At 61.0% G+C, this 21,225-nt stretch carries 11 protein-coding genes and 3 tRNA genes; 6 read left to right on the top strand and 8 right to left on the bottom strand.

Annotated features, from left to right (window positions below):
• Positions 1-210: 210 nt before the first annotated feature.
• The 5 genes from BEN47_RS05125 to BEN47_RS05105 form a co-directional block, all read right to left on the bottom strand.
• On the bottom strand, positions 211-2,760 hold the full coding sequence (locus BEN47_RS05125; RefSeq protein ID WP_083322132.1) for a TonB-dependent receptor domain-containing protein: 2,550 nt from the start codon (positions 2,758-2,760) through the stop codon (positions 211-213).
• A gap of 581 nt (positions 2,761-3,341) precedes the next feature.
• Positions 3,342-4,787 (bottom strand): toxin-antitoxin system YwqK family antitoxin, encoded by a 1,446-nt coding sequence (locus tag BEN47_RS05120; protein WP_070725745.1) that lies wholly within the window; start codon positions 4,785-4,787, stop codon positions 3,342-3,344.
• 119 nt (positions 4,788-4,906) lie between these two features.
• Complete coding sequence (locus BEN47_RS05115) at positions 4,907-6,091, bottom strand: acetyl-CoA C-acyltransferase (protein ID WP_317039460.1); 1,185 nt, start codon at positions 6,089-6,091, stop codon at positions 4,907-4,909.
• 137 nt (positions 6,092-6,228) lie between these two features.
• Positions 6,229-6,588, bottom strand: a complete 360-nt coding sequence (locus tag BEN47_RS05110; protein WP_070725742.1) for a hypothetical protein — start codon at positions 6,586-6,588, stop codon at positions 6,229-6,231.
• Positions 6,589-7,239: 651 nt separating this feature from the next.
• Entirely contained in the window at positions 7,240-8,193 is a 954-nt protein-coding gene (locus tag BEN47_RS05105; RefSeq protein WP_125921505.1) for a VWA domain-containing protein, read from the bottom strand.
• 184 nt (positions 8,194-8,377) lie between these two features.
• Between BEN47_RS05105 and BEN47_RS05100 the strand changes: the two genes are divergently transcribed.
• From BEN47_RS05100 to ppk1, 6 genes are all read left to right on the top strand, one after another.
• Positions 8,378-8,465: transfer RNA gene (locus BEN47_RS05100), tRNA-Ser, on the top strand.
• An 80-nt stretch (positions 8,466-8,545) separates the two neighbouring features.
• Positions 8,546-8,619, top strand: a tRNA-Pro gene (locus tag BEN47_RS05095).
• A 20-nt stretch (positions 8,620-8,639) separates the two neighbouring features.
• Positions 8,640-8,713, top strand: a tRNA-Arg gene (locus tag BEN47_RS05090).
• Between the two features lie 349 nt (positions 8,714-9,062).
• Complete coding sequence (locus BEN47_RS05080; RefSeq protein ID WP_070725738.1) at positions 9,063-10,523, top strand: T9SS type A sorting domain-containing protein; 1,461 nt, start codon at positions 9,063-9,065, stop codon at positions 10,521-10,523.
• A gap of 237 nt (positions 10,524-10,760) precedes the next feature.
• The gene (gene gyrB, locus BEN47_RS05075; protein WP_070725735.1) at positions 10,761-12,755 is read left to right on the top strand and encodes a DNA topoisomerase (ATP-hydrolyzing) subunit B; all 1,995 of its coding nucleotides are present in this window, start codon (positions 10,761-10,763) and stop codon (positions 12,753-12,755) included.
• A gap of 280 nt (positions 12,756-13,035) precedes the next feature.
• Positions 13,036-15,384 (top strand): polyphosphate kinase 1, encoded by a 2,349-nt coding sequence (gene ppk1 / locus BEN47_RS05070; protein ID WP_083322130.1) that lies wholly within the window; start codon positions 13,036-13,038, stop codon positions 15,382-15,384.
• Positions 15,385-15,495: 111 nt separating this feature from the next.
• Here ppk1 and BEN47_RS05065 read toward each other — a convergent pair whose 3' ends face one another.
• From BEN47_RS05065 to BEN47_RS05055, 3 genes are all read right to left on the bottom strand, one after another.
• The gene (locus tag BEN47_RS05065; protein ID WP_070725733.1) at positions 15,496-16,491 is read right to left on the bottom strand and encodes a Ppx/GppA phosphatase family protein; all 996 of its coding nucleotides are present in this window, start codon (positions 16,489-16,491) and stop codon (positions 15,496-15,498) included.
• A gap of 162 nt (positions 16,492-16,653) precedes the next feature.
• Entirely contained in the window at positions 16,654-20,397 is a 3,744-nt protein-coding gene (locus BEN47_RS05060) for a BamA/TamA family outer membrane protein (protein ID WP_125921504.1), read from the bottom strand.
• Between the two features lie 100 nt (positions 20,398-20,497).
• Positions 20,498-21,184: an SIR2 family NAD-dependent protein deacylase gene (locus tag BEN47_RS05055; protein ID WP_070725728.1), complete on the bottom strand. Its 687-nt coding sequence runs from the start codon at positions 21,182-21,184 to the stop codon at positions 20,498-20,500.
• Between the last annotated feature and the right edge of the window lie 41 nt (positions 21,185-21,225).

Below are 21,225 nucleotides of genomic sequence, written 5' to 3'. Positions count from 1 at the left end.
CCGGCTTGGCGCACGCGGCGAGTTAAAAACTCGCCCCACCAGCGGCTCGCAGTTACGCGCTGCGCGCTAAACTGCAGCCAGTTTCGCCCGCACGCTCCCCACTCACCCTTGCTCACTCAAAAACACAAACCCCGCCGCCGGAATAACCGGCGACGGGGCTGTTTGCAGAAAGGAAGACGAGAAAAGCGGGGTGGCAAACAAAAATTAAAATCAGCCGCCGAAGCCGCCACCGCCTTGGGGCGCGGCCTCGATGCGGCCCGGCTTGGCCTTGCTGGCGCCGATGTACCAGGTGAAACCCAGCCAGCCCACGCGGCTTTCGTCCTTGCTGTAGCGGTAGCTGCGCAGGGCATCGGTTTCCACTTCGCTGCGGTAGTTGAGGGTGTTAAATAGGTCGGAAACGCGGAGCGTGAGGGCGGCGCGGTCCGAGAACAGGCGCTGGCGCAGGGCCACGTCTACCTGCCCCTGGGCCAGCTGCCGGCCCTGGGCCGTGAGCGAGGCAGAGCGCAGGTTGCCGCTCAACTGCATTTCCAGGGTGGGACGGATGGTGAAGTTGTTGTTCAGGCGCACGGTGCCCACCAGGGCCTGGCGGTTGCTGCCAAAGGCATTTGCCGCAATCTGGGCGCGGTAGAGGCTGGTGCTGGCGTTCAGGCGCCACCACTTGGCCAGGGGCTGGTTGAGGCTGAACTCGGCGCCGATGTTGGTGGTAGTACCCAGGTTGTTGTACGTCTCGGCTGTTACGAGGCCGGCGCCGGGGCCCGCCAGGCGGGTGGCCGTTGTGTCGATGAAGCGCAGGCGCTGAATGGAATTGGTGGTGATGCGGGCGAAGACCGTGCTGGTGAGCGTAGCCGCGCCCAGGCTCAGCTGGTGGCCCAGCTCCATATTGTGGCTGAATTCGGCCTGCAGGCGCGGGTTGCCAAGGCGGTAGCTGCGCGGGTCCTGGTAAATGGCCAGCGGCATCTGCTGCATGAAATTGGGCCGGTTCAGGCGGCGGGCGTAGCTCAGTTGCAGGCGGTTCTGGCCGGGCTCCTTGCCAAACTCCCGGTTAATGTTGGCCGAAGGGAAGAAGTTGAGGTAGTCCTGGTCGAGGCTGCCGCGCTGGGCGATGCCCGCGCCGCCTTCCACGCTGCCGCTGATGCGGGTGTATTCCGAGCGCAGGCCCACCTGGGCGTTCCACTTGGGGCCCAGGGGCCGCTGCACGGTCACGTAGCCGGCGGGCACCAGCTGCTCAAATGTGTAGGTGAGGGAGCGGGCGGGGTCGTCCTGAAAGCTATTGGGTGCGGTTTCGCTGTTGGCATAGCCGAATTTATTGGAGCCGGCATTCGACTGGCGTTCAAACTTTGCGCCCATCTCCAGGCGGCCTTTGCCTTCGGCGAAGGGGTGCGTGTAGTCAATTTTGCTGAACTGGATGTTGGCCACCACGTCCAGCTGCTGCCGCGTGCCGGGCTGCGCTACCTGCCCCGAGCCGGCCTCCACGTACTGGCGCTGCACCACCGGCACAGTGGCATCAATGCGCACCCCGCCGAGGTTAGCCGAGAGCTCGCGGCCCTTGTGCGCGGCCCAGGTGCGGCGGTAGTCGCCACCGTATTGCATCACGCTCACGCTCACGTCGAGGTCCTGCCGGCCGCGGGCGCGCTGCACGGCGCCGCTGTTGGTTTGCTGGGTCAGGTCCTGGCTTTCGCCCTCTAGGTTCCGCTCCGTGCCCGCCGAGGCGCTGAAGCTAAGGTGCTGGTCTTTGGGTAATTCCAGCTGCACACCCGCTTCCAGCTCCTGGTTACGGTGAATTTCGCGGCCCACGCCCACTTGGGTGGTGCGCACCGTTTGGGGGTTGTCGGCGGTGCCGAGGAAGGCGGTCTGCTGCGAGCGTCCGCGGCTGCCGTAGGTCACGTCGCGGCCGTCGTAGCCCGCCGTCCAGGTGGCCTTGCCCACCTTGCGGGTCAGGTTCAGGCTGCCGCTGTACTTGTCCTTCGTGCCCAGGTTGAAGGCAGCGGTGCCGTTGGTGCCATTCCGGGTCTCTTTTTTGGTAATGAGGTTGATGACCCCGCCGCCGCCCGAGGCGTCGTACTTCGCCGAGGGGTTGGTGATGACTTCGACCTGCGCAATGCGCGAAGCCGGAATCTGGTCGAGGCGCGGGCCGCCCGCGCCGCCGCCGTTGCCCGTGCCAGCAGGCTTGCCGTCAATGAGAATGGTGAGGGTGGAGGAGCCGCGCATCGTGACCGTACCGTTTACATCCACGTTCACCGAGGGCACGTTTTGCAGCACGTTGGCCGCCGTGCCGCCGATGCTGCCCAGGTCTTTTTCCACGTTTATCACGCGCTTGCCCAGCTCTTCCACCACGGTGGCTTTCTGGCCCGTTACCACCACTTCGCCTAGCTTGGTAGCCGAGGCGGCGGTCATTTGCAGGCCCATAAAGCTGAGGTTGGGCGCGGCCTCCGTCAGGGTAAAGCGGCGACGCAGGGCCTGGTAGTTCAGGTCTTGCACCCGCATCAGGTAGGTGCCCAGCGGGAGCGAAGTGGCCTGAAACGTGCCCTGCTCGGTGGTTTGCGCCACGGCCACAAACGTGGAGTCGGCGGCGCGCAGGAAGAGAACATCGGAGAATGGAACGGCTTTGCCATTGCTGGCTTCCAGCAGGCTGCCGCTCACGCGGCCCGGTCCTGTAGTTTGGGCCATGGCACCCAAAGGCAGCAGCAGCGAAGCGAATGCCCACCCACGCAGGGCGCGACCAAAGCGGGAACGAGTGGGACGAGTGACGAAACTTTTCATGGTGCAGAGGTGAGAGTGGAGGCGGGCAGGGGAGCGGCTCAGGTCATCCAGCGGCCGCGGTTCCGCTGGAAGGGGAGTTGCTCGGCGGCCCTTACTCCGGTGAGTGAGGTGGAAGCAGTTGGGTAGCGGGCCATCTTTGGTACACGCTAAGCTCAGCTACTATGCTTTGAACAGAACAAAAGTAAAGCAGGTACTTTGTAAAGCAAGGTACTGTTGCAATATATTTTCAGTAAGCTATGCTTTGTGGACTCTTACCATTTGATTGTTAGGATGTAGCGTGTTGAAAAAAATATTCAACTTGCGCTGGCATTGAGCCGCTAAGCTTCGCGCGCTCGATTATTCAGATGCGTCCCCTAGGTTTCGGGTTGCCTGAGAGCACGCATTTATGGCAAAAACAAAAAAGCCCTGGCAATTGGCCAGGGCGGGAGTTGCTGAATTCGAAGTAAAACTTCTGATATTCTAAGTCCCTATCTGAACAGGGCATGTCATGCTGACAACGGAAGCATCTTACCAGGGTTGAACCCGTCGTTCCTCGGCAATAAGATGCTTCGTAAGCTCAGCATGACAGGGATTAGCGCCTATTACTTGCGTTTTGGCGCTGGCTTGGGCTTGGCGGCCGCTTTTTTCACCGGGTCCACCAGTTCGCCGTTGCGGTAGGTCACGGAACGCGCTTCGGTTTGGCCGTCCTCTTTGAAATACGTCCACACGCCGCTCTGCTTGTTGTTGCGGTACTGCCCGCTCACGGCCACTGTGCCGTCTTCCCGCAACTCCCGGAAGGGGCCCAGCAGCACGCTACGCACGTAGGTAGTTTGCTTGTGCAGCTTGCCCGAGGGGTAGAACTCCTGCGCCACGCCGGCCATAAAACCGTTGAGAAACGGTTGGCGGCTCTGCACTACGCCGTTCTCGAAATAGGTGATTTTGTCGCCCAGCAAGCGGCCGATGGGGCCGTAGGTTTCGGCCTTGCGCGGGGTCTTGCCGTCGGGATAAAACTCTTTCCAGGTGCCGGCGGGCTTATTATTCTTGTACTGCAGCTCGGCCTGGGCCAGCTTGCCGGCCGCGTCATGAAACCGCGTGATTTTGCGGTCGCGCCCGTTGTTACTGTAGTCGGTTTCCTCGCGCAGGTTGCCATTTTCGAAGTATTCCAAGACGTTGCCGGTGGGCACGCCGCCGCGGTAGGTCATCTTGGTTTTCACCTGCCCGCTCTCGTAATAGCTGGTCGAGGCGCCGTCGAGGTTGTTGGTGCCGGTGAGCGGGGCCACGCGTTTGGTCAGGTCGTCGCCGAGGGGGTTTTTCACCGGGCGCTGCACGAGAGGGGCAGGGGCGTAGGTGCTTTCGGTCTGGAGCTTGCCGCTTTGGTAGTAGCTGCGGTAGCGCCCGCGGCCGTTTTTATCGGCCAGCACTTCGTTCTCAATCTGGCCGTTGGGATAGTATGTCTTATAGGGTCCCGACAACAGCCCGCGCGTGAACACGCCCTCGCTCTGCACCGCGCCATTGGGGTAGAAAAACTTCACCGCCCCGTTGGGCTGCCCGTCCACGTAGCTGATTTCGGCCTGGGTCTTGCCATCGGGGTACAGCGCTTTCAGCGCGCCGTTGGGCTGGCCTTTGGCGAGCGTGGTACGCAGCTTTACCTCCCCGCTGGGGTGGTAAAAGGTCAGCTCGCCGTTGGGCTCGTCGTTCTCAAACATGCCTTCCTGGGCCACCTTGCCGTTGTCGTAGTAGGTTTTGAAGGGGCCCTGGCGAATGCCGTCGCGGTAAGTAGTCTCCAGCCGCCGGTTGCCAGTAGGGTGGAATTCCACGTAGGCCGAGTCGCGCTTGCCCTGCCGGAAGCTGGTTTGCTGCTCCAGCTTGCCGTTGCGGTAAAAGCGCTTGTAGGTGCCCTGAGGCACGGTATCGGCGGCCACCAGTGCGGTGTACACTTCCCGCTTGTTCACCTTCATGGAGTCATAAAACGTCGTGAATCGACGCACTTTCTGGCCATACGAAGGCAGGGCCAGCAGCAACAGAAAAAAAGGCACTAGGTATTTCATAGGCGCAAGAACGCAGGGAAAGGCTTTTCCGTGCAGTGAGCAAGGTATTCTAAAATTCGAGCCAAAAAAAAGCCCCGCTAATTGCTCGGCGGGGCTTGAAAGAAACCGTCGGCAAGGACCTAGAAAGCCTCCACCACAATGGCGCTGGCGCCACCGCCACCGTTGCAGATGCCGGTCACGCCAATTTTGCCGCCCTCGTTTTTCAGCACGTTCATCAACGTGGTCACGATGCGCGCGCCCGAAGCCCCCAGCGGGTGGCCCAGACTCACGGCGCCGCCGTACACGTTTACCTTGGTGCCTTCCAGGTTCAGCAGCTTATTGTTAGCCAAGCTCACCACCGAAAACGCCTCGTTGATTTCGTAGAAATCCACATCGGCAGCCGTCTTGCCAGCGTTTTTCAACGCCTTGGGAATGGCCAGCGCGGGCGAGGTAGTGAACCACTCCGGCGCCTGCTCGGCATCGGCGAAGCCCAGAATGCGGCCAATGGGCGTAAGGCCCAGGGCGTCGGCCTTCTCGCGGCTCATCAGCAGCACGGCGGCGGCGCCGTCGTTCAGCGTGGAGGCGTTGGCGGCCGTGACGGTGCCGTTTTCCTTGATGAAGGCAGGCTTCAGGCCGGGCACTTTGGCGAAATCCACTTTCAGGTACTCCTCGTCGTCGGAAATTACTGTGGTTTTGCCGCGGCTCTCGATGGTTACGGGAATAATTTCGTCCTTCTTTTTGCCAGCCTTGGCCGCGGCAGCGCTGCGGGTGTAGCTCTCAACGGCGAAAGCATCCTGCTGCTCGCGGGTGATGCCCATTTCCTTGGCCGTGTTTTCGGCCGCGTTGCCCATGGCGTAATCGTTGTAGGGGTCCCAGAGGCCGTCGCGCACCAGGCCATCTATCATCTGGCCATGGCCGTACTTGGCCCCGAAACGGGCTTTGTCGAGGTAATATGGCACGTTGCTCATGCTCTCCATGCCGCCGGCCAGCACCACGTCGGCCTGCCCCAGCATAATGGCCTGGGAGGCATACATAATGGCCTTCGTGCCCGAGGCACACACCTTGTTCACGGTGGTGCATTCCACGGTGTCGGGCAGGCCCGCTTTTTTGGCTGCCTGCCGGGCCGGGGCCTGGCCCAGGTTGGCCGAAATCACGTTGCCCATAATTACCTGCTCAACTTCCGAGGCGGCTACGCCGGCTTTCTCCAGGGCCCCCTTCAGGGCAATGGCGCCCAGCTCGGTGGCCGACAGCGACGCGAGTGCACCGCCAAATGAGCCAATCGGCGTGCGAACGGCAGATATAATGACAACTTCCTTGATTTGCATACGAGCTATGATAAGAGTGTTGAGTGGGAGGTGAAATCAGGTCGCAAAAGTACGGATTTAACCGCCCCCAAGCCGCCCCTTGCTTGGCAGCCATTTAGCGGGGCTTGGTTGACGCCGCTGTGCCCTCGCCCCAATAATCACCAGGTTGGCTTGCTGGGGTCCGGCTTCTGTGTGGCGGGCCGGGTGAGCTGCTGTAGGTATTGCTGCTCCTGGGCCCGGAGCGTTTCGAGCAGCTGCCGGGCCTGGGCCGGGCTCAGGTTCATGGCTTTTAGCCGCTCCCGCTGGGTTTGCAGCTGCGCATCGCCCGCCGTGGCCGCTTCCGTTCCCAGGCCGATGTTGCGCCCGTTGCCGGGGCTGCCAGCGGCAGGGCTGCTCCGGTCCAGCCCGCGCTGGGTGCCGGGCGTGGCCCCGCTCGCTACCGCTTGCGGCGTGCCGGGCCCGGGCGTGCGGCCCCCGGCCGCGCCCCTGGCCTGGTGGACCTGCGGGCGGCGGGCCACCCGGTTGGCCGGCGGGGTCGGGCCGGCGTTCGGGGGGCGTGTTGGGAGCCGGCGGGGCTGGCTTTTGCTCGTTTACTTCCCCCTTGCGGGTTGTGCCCTCGTTTTCAGCGGGCTGGTTTTTCTCGGCACCGTTTTTTTCTTTTTCCGGCGAAGGCGTTGGTACCCCGGCTGGTGGTGCCGGCTGCGGCTCCGCAATCCTGGGCGCGTTGGGCCGGCTGGCCAGGTACTCACTTAGTACTTCATAATTGTAGCGGGCCCCGCTGTTGCGGGGGTTAAGCAGCAACGCCTGCCGCAGCAAAGCCAGCGCTTGGGCAATCTCGCCTTTCTGAGCGGCCTGCACTGCCAGTTGCTGCCGTGCCACGCTGCTCAGGGCTTTCGGGCCTGTCGCCAGTAGCTGAGCATAACTGGCCTGCGCTGCGGCCACCTGCCCGGCCCGGGTTTGGGCGTGCGCCAGATTCAGTACCAGGCGCGGGTCGGGCGTACGGAGGGCCCTCACTGCCAAGGCTGTTTTAAACGAAGTGGCCGCCCGCGCTGCCTCCCCGCGGGCATAGGCCGCGGTGCCCTCCGCCACGGCCACGTTCCGGTCGCGGGCCCAGGTCAGCAGCTGCCACGTGGGCGTCCAAAAGGTCAAAGCCAGGAATACCAGGTATTTCATGGGCGAATGATGGTAACGGTAAGTACAATATCGAGCACCAGCAGCAGCACGGCCGCCGCCAGCGGGTAGCGGTAGCGGTTGTCGGCCACGGCCACCGTGCGCACCTGCTCCGTGGTGCCCTGCATGGTGCGCAACGACCGGAGCACCGTGCCAAAACCATTCTGCTGGTTGTTTAGCTCCGCGTACAGCCCGCCGGTTTGGGCGGCCAGCTGCAACAGCGGGGCTTCCTGCAAGCGGGTTTGCACCACTTGCCCCTTCGCGTCTTTCACAAAGCCTCCTGCTGCAGTCGGGATTTTGGCGCCTCCGCTCGTGCCCACGCCCACCGTGTACACCCGCGCCCCGCTGCGGGCTATTTCCCGAAGCGGCTGTTCCAGGTTCTCGCCAAAATCTTCCCCGTCGCTCACCACTACCACCGCCGTCGCGCGTGGCAATGTGCCAGTGGAGCCAGTAGAAGCGGGAGCCAGGCGGCTTAATATCAACTCCAACGGGGCCCGCAGAGTGGTGGGCCCGCTGGGCAGCAGGCTGGTGCGCAGCGTGCTGATAAACACCTGCACCGCTTGCTGGTCATAAGTGAGGGGGCACTGCACCACCGCCTCAGCCCCAAATACCACCAGCCCCAGCCGGTCGGCCGGAAACTGCGCCACCAGTTCCTGCAGTTCGGCCTGCGCGCGCAGCAGCCGGGTAGGGGCTACGTCCGGGGCGTCCATGGAGCGCGACACGTCTACCAGCAGCCACACGTCTTTGCCTACGGTGCGCACCGGCTGCTGGCTCACACCAATAGCCGGGCCCAGCGCCGCCGCCAGCAGCGCGGCCCCCATCAGCAGGCGCAGGGCCGCCTTCCAGCCGCGGTGCCGGGGCCGGGTGCCCAGGGCCCGGCCCAGCCGGCCGGCCCGGCGCCAGTGCAGCAGCACCAGGAGCAGGGAAATAGCCAGCGCAAGGGCGGCGGCCAAAAAAGTAGGGTAGGCCCAGGTTATCAAATTGCAGAACAAGGAGAAAGCAAAGCACAAAGAAGTCACCGCCGCGCCGGTTGCTCAGAATTATTAGCCCTCAAAGATAATTTTTTCGCTCAAAGTGTGGGTTTCTGAGTTCTGCTTGTATATTTGCACCCGCTTCGGACGGGAGCGAAACCAACCTGGAGAGGTGGGTGAGTGGCTGAAACCAGTAGTTTGCTAAACTGCCGTAGCTCTAAAGGTTACCGGGGGTTCGAATCCCCCCCTCTCCACTATAATGTTGGGTTGCGAAAGCTTCCCGTTGGGGCTCCACCCAATAGGTCGTTACCAAAACCCGGCATTATTTTTTTCTCGGGGTGTAGCGTAGCCCGGTATCGCGCCTGGTTTGGGACCAGGAGGTCGTAGGTTCGAATCCTGCCACCCCGACATTTGATTGCCCCGGTTTCGACCCCGTAGCTCAGTTGGATAGAGCAACTACCTTCTAAGTAGTCGGTCTTTGGTTCGAATCCAAACGGGGCCACAAAAAAGCCTCTCACGGTAGCGTGAGAGGCTTTTTTGTGTTTATAGGGGTAGCAATATGCACGCATACTTCAGCAAGATGCTCTGCTTCGCCCCAGCATAGAAATAGTGGCGAAGCAGGATTTTCAGCGTCTCCGGGCCGATTTTCGGTGCGCCAGGGTAATAGGGCATGTAGAAAAAAATGTAGGGAACGAGGTTGTGCTTGCCTGCAATTACTGCCGCTTTTGTGCAGAAGTTTGAGCTGAGCATTTACCTTTAAGTTGCTAGCGGCGGAATGGCAAGGTATTGGCCCGCGTGCACCTAGGCTTTGGCTGTTATTTATCTCCTCACTTTCTCCCTCCGATTGTTCCATGAAAAAAACGCTACTCTTTTTGGGCTTGCTTTGGTTTGCCGGGCCGTCCTATGCGCAGGTCACGGGGCTTGGCCCGTGGGTGGAGGTCAATACCGTCAACTTTTCTACCAAGCCTCCCGGCTACGTTGTGCGCGACATAAAGACGGTAGCTCCCAACGTGGCTTGGGCGGTTACCGAAGAGGACTCGCAGACGGGCATCGCCAATACATTTATCAAAACCAAAAACGCGGCCGGCACCGAGTTTAGCTTCGGCAACCTCATGGCCGTCGGGGCTTCGGCAGGCTTTGAGGCCAGCAACATTTCCAGCGTCGACGCTGCCGGCCTGGTCGCAGTGGCCGCCACTTACCCATCCGAACCGGGCGAGGCGGGCGGCGAGCTGCTGCGCACCACCAATGGGGGTGCCACCTGGACCAGAGTGACCACGGCGGCGCAATTTGCCCCTGCCGCAAATGGGTTCTGCAACTGGGTACATATGTTCAACGCCACCGAGGGCGTGGCCCTGGGCGACCCCACCAACAACTCATTTGAAATCCTGCGCACCACCGACGGCGGTGTTACCTGGACGCGCCTCACCACCAATATTCCTGCTCCGTTGGCGGGCGAGTTTGGTTGGGCGCGCTCGTTCTTTGCCCGCGGCAACACCATCTGGGCGGGTACCGGGGCAAATTCTGCCAGCAAAGCCGTGCGGGTACTGAAATCAACCGATAAGGGCCTGACCTGGACGGCCAGCGCGCCTACGCCTTTGCTTGGTTACATCAACCGCCTGGCGTTTAAAGACGACCTGAACGGCATTGCCTACAACGTGCAGGTGAACGCGGCCCAAACGGCCATTGCGGCGGTCAACCTCATCCGAACCGCTGACGGTGGAGCCACCTGGGCTCCCATCACGCAGGTGAATTCAAACAAAGGCAGTTTTTTCTATCAGGACATTGATGCCGTGGATGGCCGGTACTACAGCGCGGGCACGCGCTTTCCTTCGGGAGCGCCGTTGCAGGCCGTGGACCTCGGCACTTCCTTCAGCATCGACGGTGTCAGCTGGACCCAAATCAGCTCTGACTTTGGCTTCACCGCCCTTGACGTTATTACTGGTTCCAGTTCGAGCGTGACGACTGGCTACGCGGGCTTTGTCACCGAATCCTCCGGAGCGGGGGGCATTTTTAAAGCTTCCAGTGTGATTGCTGCCACCCGCGACGCTGCTTTGCAGGGCGCGTTGCGCGCGTACCCCAACCCGAGCCACTCGGGCGTGTTTCGGGTAGAAACGGGGGCTTTCCTCAATGGCAGCGCCACCCTTACCGTAGTGGACGCGCTGGGGCGGCAGGTGCGCGCACAGGCGCTGACCCCGGCGGCTGTGGCATCGAAGGGCTTTAGCCTGGATTTGAGCAATGAGCCTCCGGGCATCTACACGCTGCAAATCAGCACGGCCACCGGCATTGCCACCCAGAAGCTGGTGACAGAGTAAGCGGCGTTGCGCAGTGGTGTAAAAAGGCCTTTCCCAGCTGGGGGAGGCCTTTTTTGCGCGCGCATTATTTGTGGCAGAGACCGAGGGTTTTGGGGTTTTGGCCGCCAGTGTAAAATAAAAAAATCCGAGGATTAAAACCGCAAAAATTCCTAAAAATGGGATTAAATAAGTACTTTTGATTGTTCAGTACCTAGCAACCCGAAGGGCTGTTTTACGACCTGATTTAATCCCGCCCACATGAGCGAAACGAAAGAGAAAATGGCGCAGTCGGATTATTCCGCCGACAGCATTCAAGTATTGGAAGGGTTGGAGGCTGTGCGCAAGCGGCCCAGCATGTACATCGGCGATACTGGCATGAAAGGCCTGCACCACTTGGTGTGGGAAGTAGTCGACAACTCGATTGACGAAGCCCTCGCCGGGCATTGCGACCTGATTAACGTTACCATCAACGAGAACAACTCCGTGACGGTGCGCGACAACGGCCGCGGCATTCCCGTGGACTGGCACGCCAAGGAAGGCCGCTCGGCCCTGGAAGTGGTGCTCACGGTGCTGCACGCCGGGGGCAAGTTCGACAAAGGCTCCTACAAAGTGTCCGGCGGCCTGCACGGCGTGGGCGTGAGCTGCGTGAACGCGCTGAGCACCGACCTGAAAGTGACCGTGCGCCGCAACGGCCACATGTACGAGCAGGAGTACAAAATCGGCTTCCCGCAGTACCCGGTGAAGGAAGTAGGCGACACCGAGGAGCACGGCACCGAAGTACAGTTCCTGCCCGATGCCAGCATCTTCACTGAAACCGAATACCGCTACGACACCGTGGCCGGCCGCCTGCGCGACCTGTCTTACCTGAACAAGGGCATCCGCATTACGCTTACCGACCGCCGCGAGACGCTGGAAGGCGGCGAGTTCCGTGGCGAAGAGTTTTATTCGACCGGCGGCCTGCGCGACTTCGTGCAGTACCTCGACGGCGAGCAGCGGCCTTCGCTGCTCTCGGAGCCCATTTACGTGGAGAGCGAGAAGGGCGGCACGCCCGTTGAAGTGGCCCTGCAGTACAATACCTCGTACCAGGAAAACGTCTATTCCTACGTCAATAACATCAACACCATTGAGGGTGGCACGCACGTAGCAGGCTTCCGCTCGGCGGTGACGCGGGTGCTCAAAACTTACGGCGATAAGAACAAGCTGTTCGAAAAAGCCAAGGTGGAAATCACCGGCGATGACTTCCGCGAAGGCCTCACGGCCGTGATTTCGGTGAAGGTGATGGAGCCGCAGTTTGAAGGCCAGACCAAAACCAAGCTGGGCAACTCTGAAGTGAGCGGCGCGGTGAACTCGGTGGTGGGTGAAATCCTCACGCAGTACCTGGACGAGAACCCCAACCAGGCCAACCGCATTATGGAGAAGGTGATTCTGGCCGCCAAGGCCCGCATTGCCGCCCGCAAGGCCAAAGACATGGTGCAGCGCAAAGGCGTGCTGAGCAGCAACAGCCTGCCGGGTAAGCTGGCTGACTGCTCGGAGTCGGACCCCGAAATCTGCGAGCTCTACCTCGTCGAAGGCGACTCGGCTGGTGGTACTGCCAAGCAGGGGCGTAACCGCGCGTTTCAGGCCATTCTGCCGCTACGCGGTAAAATCCTGAACGTGGAGAAAGCCCAGGAGCACCGCATTCTGGAGAACGAGGAAATCAAGAACATGATTACCGCGCTGGGCGTGAGCTTCAACGAGCGGAAGTCGCTGGCGTTCACCACCGACGATGACGGCACGGAATCGGGCCCGCTGAACTTCAGCAAGCTGCGCTACCACAAGGTCATCATCATGACCGACGCCGACATCGACGGCTCGCACATCCGGACCCTGATTCTGACTTTCTTCTTCCGCTACATGCGCGAGCTGGTGGATCGGGGCTTCATCTACATTGCCCTGCCGCCGCTCTACCTCGTGAAGCGCGGCAAAGAGGAGCGCTACTGCTGGACTGAGGAAGAGCGCCAGCAGGCCCAGGAAGACCTCGGCCGCGGCAAGCCCGAAACCGTGAACGTGCAGCGCTACAAAGGCTTGGGCGAGATGAACGCCGAGCAGCTCTGGACCACCACTATGCAGCCTATGACCCGCACCCTGAAGCGGGTAACGGTAGAGTCGGCCGCCGAGGCCGACCACCTGTTTTCGATGCTGATGGGCGATGAAGTAGCCCCGCGGCGCGACTTTATCGAACGCAACGCCAAGTACGCTAAGCTGGACGTGTAAGCATCCCGCTACTGCAAAGGCCCGCTGCAAAGCGGGCCTTTTCTTTTTACCCGTATTGTAACAACCGAATGTGGGAATGCACCTTGCCGCTTTGCTACAATTCGAATGTGTGCTTTCGCTGCCTATTGAGGACTAATGATTATAAACGAATATGGCAGATGTTAAGGCCCTGATTGACCCGCGGTTGCTGACGGAAATAGTAGCCATTGCCATTATTTCTACCTGAAATAGCCTGACGAGGGTCGTTTCCCCGTATTTTGCTCTGTCTTTCTATACCACTATGAAGCTCTTCAAATCTGCCGACCTTATTCGCAAAAGCAAGTACATCAGCCGTGACCTGAGCTGGTTGCGCTTCAACTACCGCGTGCTCGACCAGGTACAGGACACCAGCCGGGGCATCTTTGATAAGCTTAAATTCTTGGCTATCACCAGTTCTAACCTCGACGAATTCTTCATGATTCGGGTTGGGTCGCTGTATAATTACCTGGATTACGGCAAGGAGCGGATTGATTACTCGGGCCTGCGGGAGCTGCCGTTTCGGCGCAAGCTGCTGGACTTTGCTCACCGATTCGTGAACGACCAAAGCCTGACCTACCTCAATGAGCTGAAGCCCAACTTCGAAAAAAATGGCTTCAACATCCTGAAGATGTCGGACCTGACGGAACTGGAAGTGAAGAAGGCCGACGGCTATTTCAAAAACACGGTGTTTCCGCTGCTCACGCCGATGGTGTACGACGCCTACCACGGCTTCCCGCTGATGATGAACCAGATGCTCATCTTCGGCGTGGTCACGCGCATCGGCAACAGCCTGGGTTTGGATGCCGATTCCGATAAAGGGCAGGAGCGGCTCACCTTCGTGCAGATTCCCCAGAACCTGACCCGTTTTTTTGAGCTCACGCGCAAGGACAAGGTCATCTTCGTGCCCATCGAAGAAGTGGTGCGCGAGTTTCTGCCCCGGCTGTTTCGCAACGTCGAAATCGTGGCGGCCAACCTGTTCCGCATTACCCGCAACGGCGACTTTACGCTAGAAGAGTCGGACGACATCGACAACGACTTCATCAAGGAAATTCAGGTAGGCCTGAAAACCCGCAAGCGCGGCCGGGTAGTGCGTGTGGAGGTGGAGCCCAACGCCTCGCCGGTGCTCATGAACGTGCTGCGCGAGCGGTGGAACATCGACAACGGCAACGTATTTGTCATCAACTCGTTGATTGACCTGAAAGGGCTGTGGCAGATTGTGCGCCACCCCAATTTTCGGAGCCGGTCGGCCAAGCTGCCCGCCACGGTGGCCCCGCTGAGCCTGCCCGAAGGTGCCGACGAAAACCTGTTTGAGTACCTCAAGCACCACGACGTGCTGCTGCACCACCCCTACAACAGCATCGAGCCCATGGTGCGGCTGCTGGAGCAGGCCGCCGTGGACCCGCACGTGCTGGGCATCAAGCAAACCATCTACCGCCTGGCCGACGACTCCCGCGTGAGCGCCGCGCTGCTGAAAGCGGCCGAAAACGGCAAGCACGTCTCGGTGCTGTTTGAAGTGAAAGCGCGGTTTGACGAGGAGAAGAACATCCGCGAAGGGGCCCGGCTGGAAAAGGCCGGCTGTTTCGTAATTTACGGCGTGAGCAAGTACAAGACGCACACCAAGCTGCTCATGATTATCCGCAAGGAAGGGGAGAAGGTGACGCGCTACGTGCACATCGGCTCGGGCAACTACAACGAGCAGACCTCGCGCCTCTACACCGACGTGAGCCTGCTCACGACCAACGACGTGTACGGCCACGACGTGTCGGAATTCTTCAACGTCATCACCGGGCACTCGCAGCCCGACGACTACGAATACCTCATCACGGCGCCCAAGGACATGCGCCAGCAACTCATTCACCTCATCCGGGAGGAAGTGAAGCACGCCAAGAAAGGGCAGCAGAGCGGCATTGTGATGAAGATGAATTCGCTCGAAGACAAGGAGATTATCGACGAGTTTTACAAAGCGGCGAAGGCGGGTGTGCCTATTCGGTTCATCGTGCGCGGCATCTGCTGCCTGCGGCCGGGCCGGCCGGGCCTGAGCGAAAACATTGAAGTGCGTAGCATTGTGGGCGAGCATCTGGAGCACACGCGCCTATTCTATTTCCACCACGGCGGCGAGGCGCGGGTGTACGCCGGCTCGGCCGACATCATGGTGCGCTCCTTCGACCGGCGCATCGAAGCACTGTTTCTGATTGTTAATCCGCAGCTTAAACGGGAGGCCATCAATATTCTGATGATGAATATGATGGATAACCAAAACAGCTACGTGATGCGCGAAGACGGCGCCTACATCCGGCAGCATCCCGCGCCCGGCGAGCCAGTGGTAAACGTTCATCGGGACTTCTTCAAGCGCGACGAAGCGCAACTCGCAACTGCGTCGCCCGAGGGTATGCTGGCATTGCTCGACGTGCAGGCCCAGCGCCGCCTTGATGTGGCCACGGCCCTCGTTGCAGCCGAAGAAGCCGCGGTGCTCGCCGCCAGCGAGGAGGCTGAGGCCAGCGCCGATGATGCCTTCGGGGAGGGCGAGCCCGAGGACACTTGCGAAGACGATGCAACGCCGGTGGGCCATATCGACGAGGAAAGCGTGGGCGTGGACACCACACTGGCTTAACCCAACTTCGGGCCCCAACGGCGCACACTGCTTTAAGCTGAGTTTCCGTTTATAAAAAGAAGAGCCCGCTGTTAATGCAGCGGGCTCTTCTTGTATTTTCTGGTGGGAGTACTACTCCATCTCGGCGGGCTGGTTTTGGACGTCGGGCACGGGCAGGTGCGCCGGGTGCCCGGCTTCTGGGTTGGAGTTCAGCTCGTCGAAGAAGTCTTCGAAAAGGGACTGCAGCATGCCGTCTTTCAGGCCGATGTCGGGCACAATCATGCTGCTGATGCCGGCCCATTCCATGGCCGAGAGGTAGATGTGGCCGGCGGGCACGATGACATCGGCCCGGTCGGGGTTGAGCATGGCCACGTTTACGCGCTGCTCCATGGTTAGGCCCGAGAGGCGCGTGAGGATGCTGTCGATGCTGCGCTTGGTGATGGGCTTGTTGGGCGCGGCGGGCGAGAGGCTGTAGATTTTGTTGATGTTGCCGCCCGTGCCAATGGCGCGCGTGACGTGGTGCTTGCGGGCGTGCTCGCGCACCCAGGCTTCCATTCGGGCCCAGAGCTCGGCCTGGGCTTCGGTGTTGGCGTCGCCGCTTTCTTCCTGTTGCATGCGGCGTATGGACCCGATTTCGAACGACTGCGCGGCCACTTTGCGGCGGTCGTGGTAGATGTTGAATTCGGTGCTGCCCCCGCCCACGTCGATGTGCAGGTAGTGCTTGTTGTCTTCCAGCAGGTGCTCGATGACGCGGTTGATGTAGAAGGCTTCGTCCTGGCCGTCAATTACCTTGATTTCCATGCCCAACTCCTGCTGCACGCGGGCCGCAATGGCCGCGCCGTTGGATGCCGAACGCATGGCCGAGGTAGCGCATATCAGGTAGTGGCACACCTCGTGCACCTCCATGAGCAGCTTCAGCGAATGCAGGAACTTGACAAACTTCTCTTCTTTAGCCGGCGAAATCTGGCCGGAGGCGAACACGTCTTCGCCCAGGCGCATGGGGAAACGCACGTACTCCACGCGTTTCAGCCGGTAGCGTCCTTCGTAATAAAGCACTGCTGATATCTGGCACCGAACGGCATTGGACCCAATATCAATGGCGGCAATTTTGCGAAGGGGATAATTCATGGGCACGAAATTACAGTAGAATAGCTCGGGAAGTAGCTAAAAGGCCGTCGTACTGGGCGCAACATCGCTATCGCATTAGCAGGCTTCATTAAGTGAGTAGGCCGTCATGCTTCGACAAGCTCAGCATGACGTTTTAAGCTTAATGCGGTTGCTGCTGCCCGACTACTTATCAATGCGGAAGCCCAGGCCAAACTGAACCAAGTTATTCTCTTCGGACATCTGATAGGAGATGGTGAAGGCCAAGGTTTCGGCCACTGGCGCGATGTAAAAGCCACCGCCGTACCCGGAGTGCCAGCCACCGGGCGAATTGCTCTGGAAGTACACGCGGCCCTGGTCATAAAACCCAAACACGCCGTAGTAAAACGGCAGAAAACCATTTTTGACCTGGCCCAGCGCCAGACGCAGCTCGGAGTTGAAATATAAGCTGGCATCGCCGGAGAAGCGGTTGCGGTAGTAGCCGCGTAGCCCCTCGCGCAAGCCCAGCGAAGTGAATTTGTAGAACGGAATGTCGGCGTCGCGGCCGTAGTTTTTAGCGCCGCCGCCTTTCACTACAAGGGTAACGGGAAGGCCCAGCCGGGCCGTGCCGTAGTACTCGGCAAAGCCCTGCGTGAGCCCGAAAGTGCTTTCTGCGCCCGAGAGTTGGCGGTAGGTATCGTGCTGGGCCCGCAGGCGCACGCCACGCCGGGCAAAAGCCTGGCGGTCGCGCAGGTCCAGGTCGAACACAGCAGCGAGGCCCAGCAGGCGCTGGGTGCTGGAGTTGGGGCGAATGTCTGCTCCGCCGGGCGTGGTATCAAGGAGGCCGAGGTAGCTGGTGGGCGCAAAATCGGTGACGAGGTACTCATAAGTCGGGCCTACCCGCACCACGCTGCGCTGCAGGAACACCCGTTCCAGAAACGCATTGAAGGTGACGCCACGGTAGCGCGCGCGGTAAAACCGGTCATCGAACTGGTCCGCGTTGAAACTGGTGTTATTACCCAGGCCGAAGAAGTTGTAGTAGGGGAAGTAGTTGCCGTAGCTCACTTCCCCGCCGGCGTCAACCTTGCCGATGGCGTAGCGGTGGCGCGTGCTGGCCGTGAGCTGGCGCTGGCCGCCGGTGCTGCCCTCGGCCAGGAACGAATACATGTTTTTGAAGCCCGGCTTGCGGAAGCCCTGGCGCAGAAACGTGACGCCGGCGCTGGCCCGGAATCCGTCGTTGCCGTTGTAGCCGAGGCCAATGCTGGGCCGGTAGGAATTGTACTCAAACTGCTCCCGGTCGTAGTCGTTGACGCTGGGCCGGAGGCTGGTGTGGTTGTCGGATTCGGAGCCCAGCTGCAGGTCGGTGTCCGGCACGTCGTACACTTTGGTGAGGTTGCGCAGGCCGCTGGCAGTCGAGCTGTCGAGGATGCGGTCCTTGCCATCGCCGCCAATCACGCGCACCAGAATGCTATGGCTGCCACCCTCGCCCGTCACTGTGAAAATGTCCCGGCCATCGAGGCCGTAGAGGCACACTTCATCGGTTTCCCGGGGCTTAAAAGTGCGGTCAAACAAGGCCGGACCGTTGGGCGCCTCGCCCTCTTTTGCCCGGTCAAACATCTGCACGCGAACCTGGCCATCGGGCAGCCGGTTTACCAAAAACACCTCTCCTTTGTTGCTGCCCACTACGTCCACACGCTTAGCCAGCAGCAGGTAATAATCATCGAGTGCCTTGGGCAGGGTCTGAATGCGGGACTTCAATTTTCGATTGAGGTCGTTGCCCGATATAGCCTGAATTTCAGTGGGTAACTTGCCAACTGCTGCGTCGATGGCCGCGGGCGTGAGGCGTGACTGCAAGTATTTGCCCGCCTCCTGCCACTGCTCGCGGCTGAGGCTCTGCAGCAGGAAGCGGTCGAGGTGACGGGCGGGCCAGTTCAGGCTTTTCAGGTCGTTGAAATCCTCGCCAAAATCCTCGATGCTGGGCACGGCCCATTCACGGTTGGCCACGTAGGTGAGCAAGCCATTCCAAAGGGTGAAGCTCTGGTCGCGGTCGCGCGGGATGGGGCGGTACAGGGTGGTGCCGTTGGCCTGCTTATAGCCGGCCCATTTCCAGTTGTCCTCGTGCTTGCCAAAGTCGGCCACCAGCATGTCGAAGGCGCGGGCGCGGGCTAGGGCCGGCGCGTCGATGCGGTTGTCGTTGTCCTTGTACAGCTTCCGAAAAAAACTGAAGCTGCGGCTGATTTCATCGGCCCCGCCAAAGCCGGCCAAGTTGGGCTTGGGGTCTTTCGGGCTGTCTTCAAGGGTGCCGAGCAGGCCCGCGTATTGCTCGCGGTAGGGGCCCAGCTGCTGGTTGTCGGGCAGGCGAAACAGCCGCGGCCGGGCGTGCAGAATATCCGTCTGGTCGAGCAAAGAGCCCGTGACCAGCGCTGAGTAAGGGTGCGCCGTGGCCGTGATGTCGCGCAGGACGTCGGCCGCGAAAGAGCCGCGCAGCTCAGGCGGCAGAATTTTGGTCACGTCCTTGTCAACCGAGCGGAACACGTACGCGGAACTGTCGGCAGCGATGAGCTTGAGCGAAGTTGTTTGGCGCCCGCCGCCCTTACCGTAGGGGCGCAGGCCGCCTTTTTCGGTACTCAGGTTCAGAGTAGGTACTGCCACCGGCTGCAGCCAGGAGGACCGGTAGACATCGCCGATAAAAAAACGTTTGCTGCCGGTGCCCTTGTATTCGGGACCCGGCACCACCGTGGTCACGGCCTGAAATGGAGCGTCAGGCCGGGCCTCGCCCGCGGCCTGGGCGCTGCCGGGGCAGTCGGACAGGAAGGGGTTGAGCGGTTCATTGCCGGCAGTGCCTGGTTTGCCCGAAACGGGCCCGGCGCAGGCCGAGCGAAACAGCGCGGCTGCATAGGCTTTCCGAACGGGCTGGCCCTGGCCGCCGAAGGTGTAAAAATGCGTCGTGACCTTGCCATCAGCGAAGTATTCAATGGTAGAATACCCCTCTTCCTTCTGGCTGTAGAGGGCGCTGCCTTTGGGCCCCACGTGCTGGCTTCCGGCAAAGCTGCCGCTTATTAAGTGGTAGTTGCCCTGAAATGGCGTGAGCTGCAGGCTGAAGTCGTGGGCCGCGGCGTACACCACGCCGGGGTTGCTTTGCAGGGTGTTGAGCATCTCCCGGCGCAGCTCCTGGTAGCGCGGGTTGGCGAGGTCGCGGGGGGAACCCACGTTTTGGCGGTAGGCGGCGTAGATGGTGCCCAGCACCGGCGGGCTCAGGTGCCGCGACAGGGGCTGGCTGCCGCCGTACACGCCGTTGCTCAGCACGGGGTGGTGGCCCACCAACAGCACGTTTTTGCCCTTGGTATCGTCGATGATGTCCTGCAGCTGCTCGCGGAATTCTTCTTTGGTGAGGGTTTTGCAGTCAGTATCCGGCGCCTCGGGGCGGTCGAACGGGTGCGTGAACCACGGCGTGTTGATGGCCACCAAACGCACCAGTGGAGCCACGTCAACCACCTCCGGGCCGGGGCAGCCGTTGGTGGGCACAAAGGCGTTTTGGCCGGGCAACTGCTTCTCGATGTACTTCTCGAGACGCCGCACGGCTTTCAGGCCCGCCGGCCCGGAATTAGACCAGTCTTTATCGCCGGGCAAAAAATAAATCTTCCCCTGGGGCAGGCCCTTCACCAGCGCAACGAAGGCATCAGCGCGGCTGCGCTCAGTGGCAGCCAAGGCAGTATCGGTCTTGGCAGACAGGCCTTCATTGCCCACAATATCGCCCAGGTGCACTACGGTAAATGGCCCGGTTTGCTGCTCAAGCGTTTGCCGCAACAGCCGCAGCCGTTCGGTGGGAACGGGGCCCTGCGCGGTGTTGCCGAGGAGGAAAACGGTGTGGGCCGGGGAAGGTGTTTGCGCGTGGGCGCCACTTATTAGCATCAGGGCCGATGCTAGCAAGAGGGTAGTGGTGCGATGCATAAGGTCAGGTTATTCTCCCTCTTACGACCAATAGCGCAAAAAGTAACGGCAAACCTGCTCATCTACGGTTCGCTCCGCCCGCAAGCTCCACGCCTACTTTTCACTCCGCTGCCAGCTCCCGTAGCACCTTGGGCACGCCCGTGCTGGCGGGTTCGACCACGTAGCGCACACCGGCCCGGCCGGCGGCGGGCTGGTGCGGGTCGATGACGTAGACCGGGCAGCCGGCGGGGGCGTAGTGCAGCAGGCCGGCGGCGGGGTACACTTGCAGCGAGGTGCCCACTACCAGCAGTACATCGGCGGTGGCGGCCACTTCGGCGGCATCTTCAATGAGCGGCACCATCTCCCCAAACCAAACGATGTGGGGACGCAGCTGGCCGCCGTCGGGCGCGAGGTTGCCCACCTCAATATCGCCCGGGCAGTCGTACACCTCCGTCTCGCTTTTCACGGAGCGCATCCGGTTGAGCATGCCGTGCAGGTGTATCACCTCACTGGAACCGGCCCGCTCGTGCAGGTCGTCCACGTTTTGGGTGATGACGGTGACGCGCCAGCCGGGCACTTCCTCAAACCCTGCCAAGGCTAGGTGGGCCGCATTGGGCGCAACCTCGCGGGCCTGGCGGCGGCGCTGATTATAGAAATCCAGGACCAGCGCCGGGTTGCGGGCAAAGCCTTCGAGCGAGGCTACGTCTTCCACGCGGTGGTTTTCCCAGAGCCCGTTGCTGTCGCGGAAGGTGCGGATGCCGGACTCGGCCGAGACGCCGGCTCCGGTGAGAACAACGAGGTGTTTCATAGGGAACAAAGTTAGGGGTGCTGCGCTGCGCTCAGCATGAC

The organism is Hymenobacter lapidarius (assembly GCF_001816145.1).
Taxonomy (GTDB): Bacteria; Bacteroidota; Bacteroidia; order Cytophagales; family Hymenobacteraceae; genus Hymenobacter; species Hymenobacter lapidarius.
The sequence above is the reverse complement of the archived record's forward strand: the minus strand, read 5'-3'. Positions and strand labels throughout refer to the sequence as shown.

What these genes read in the sequence shown, in the direction of transcription:
- ppk1 (WP_083322130.1), top strand. Translation starts at nt 13,036, where the DNA reads ATGAAGCTCTTCAAATCTGCCGACCTTATTCGCAAAAGCAAGTACATC.
- BEN47_RS05125 (WP_083322132.1), bottom strand. Translation starts at nt 2,760, where the DNA reads ATGAAAAGTTTCGTCACTCGTCCCACTCGTTCCCGCTTTGGTCGCGCC.
- BEN47_RS05060 (WP_125921504.1), bottom strand. Translation starts at nt 20,397, where the DNA reads ATGCATCGCACCACTACCCTCTTGCTAGCATCGGCCCTGATGCTAATA.
- BEN47_RS05120 (WP_070725745.1), bottom strand. Translation starts at nt 4,787, where the DNA reads ATGAAATACCTAGTGCCTTTTTTTCTGTTGCTGCTGGCCCTGCCTTCG.
- BEN47_RS05080 (WP_070725738.1), top strand. Translation starts at nt 9,063, where the DNA reads ATGAAAAAAACGCTACTCTTTTTGGGCTTGCTTTGGTTTGCCGGGCCG.
- BEN47_RS05055 (WP_070725728.1), bottom strand. Translation starts at nt 21,184, where the DNA reads ATGAAACACCTCGTTGTTCTCACCGGAGCCGGCGTCTCGGCCGAGTCC.
- BEN47_RS05115 (WP_317039460.1), bottom strand. Translation starts at nt 6,091, where the DNA reads ATGCAAATCAAGGAAGTTGTCATTATATCTGCCGTTCGCACGCCGATT.
- BEN47_RS05065 (WP_070725733.1), bottom strand. Translation starts at nt 16,491, where the DNA reads ATGAATTATCCCCTTCGCAAAATTGCCGCCATTGATATTGGGTCCAAT.
- gyrB (WP_070725735.1), top strand. Translation starts at nt 10,761, where the DNA reads ATGAGCGAAACGAAAGAGAAAATGGCGCAGTCGGATTATTCCGCCGAC.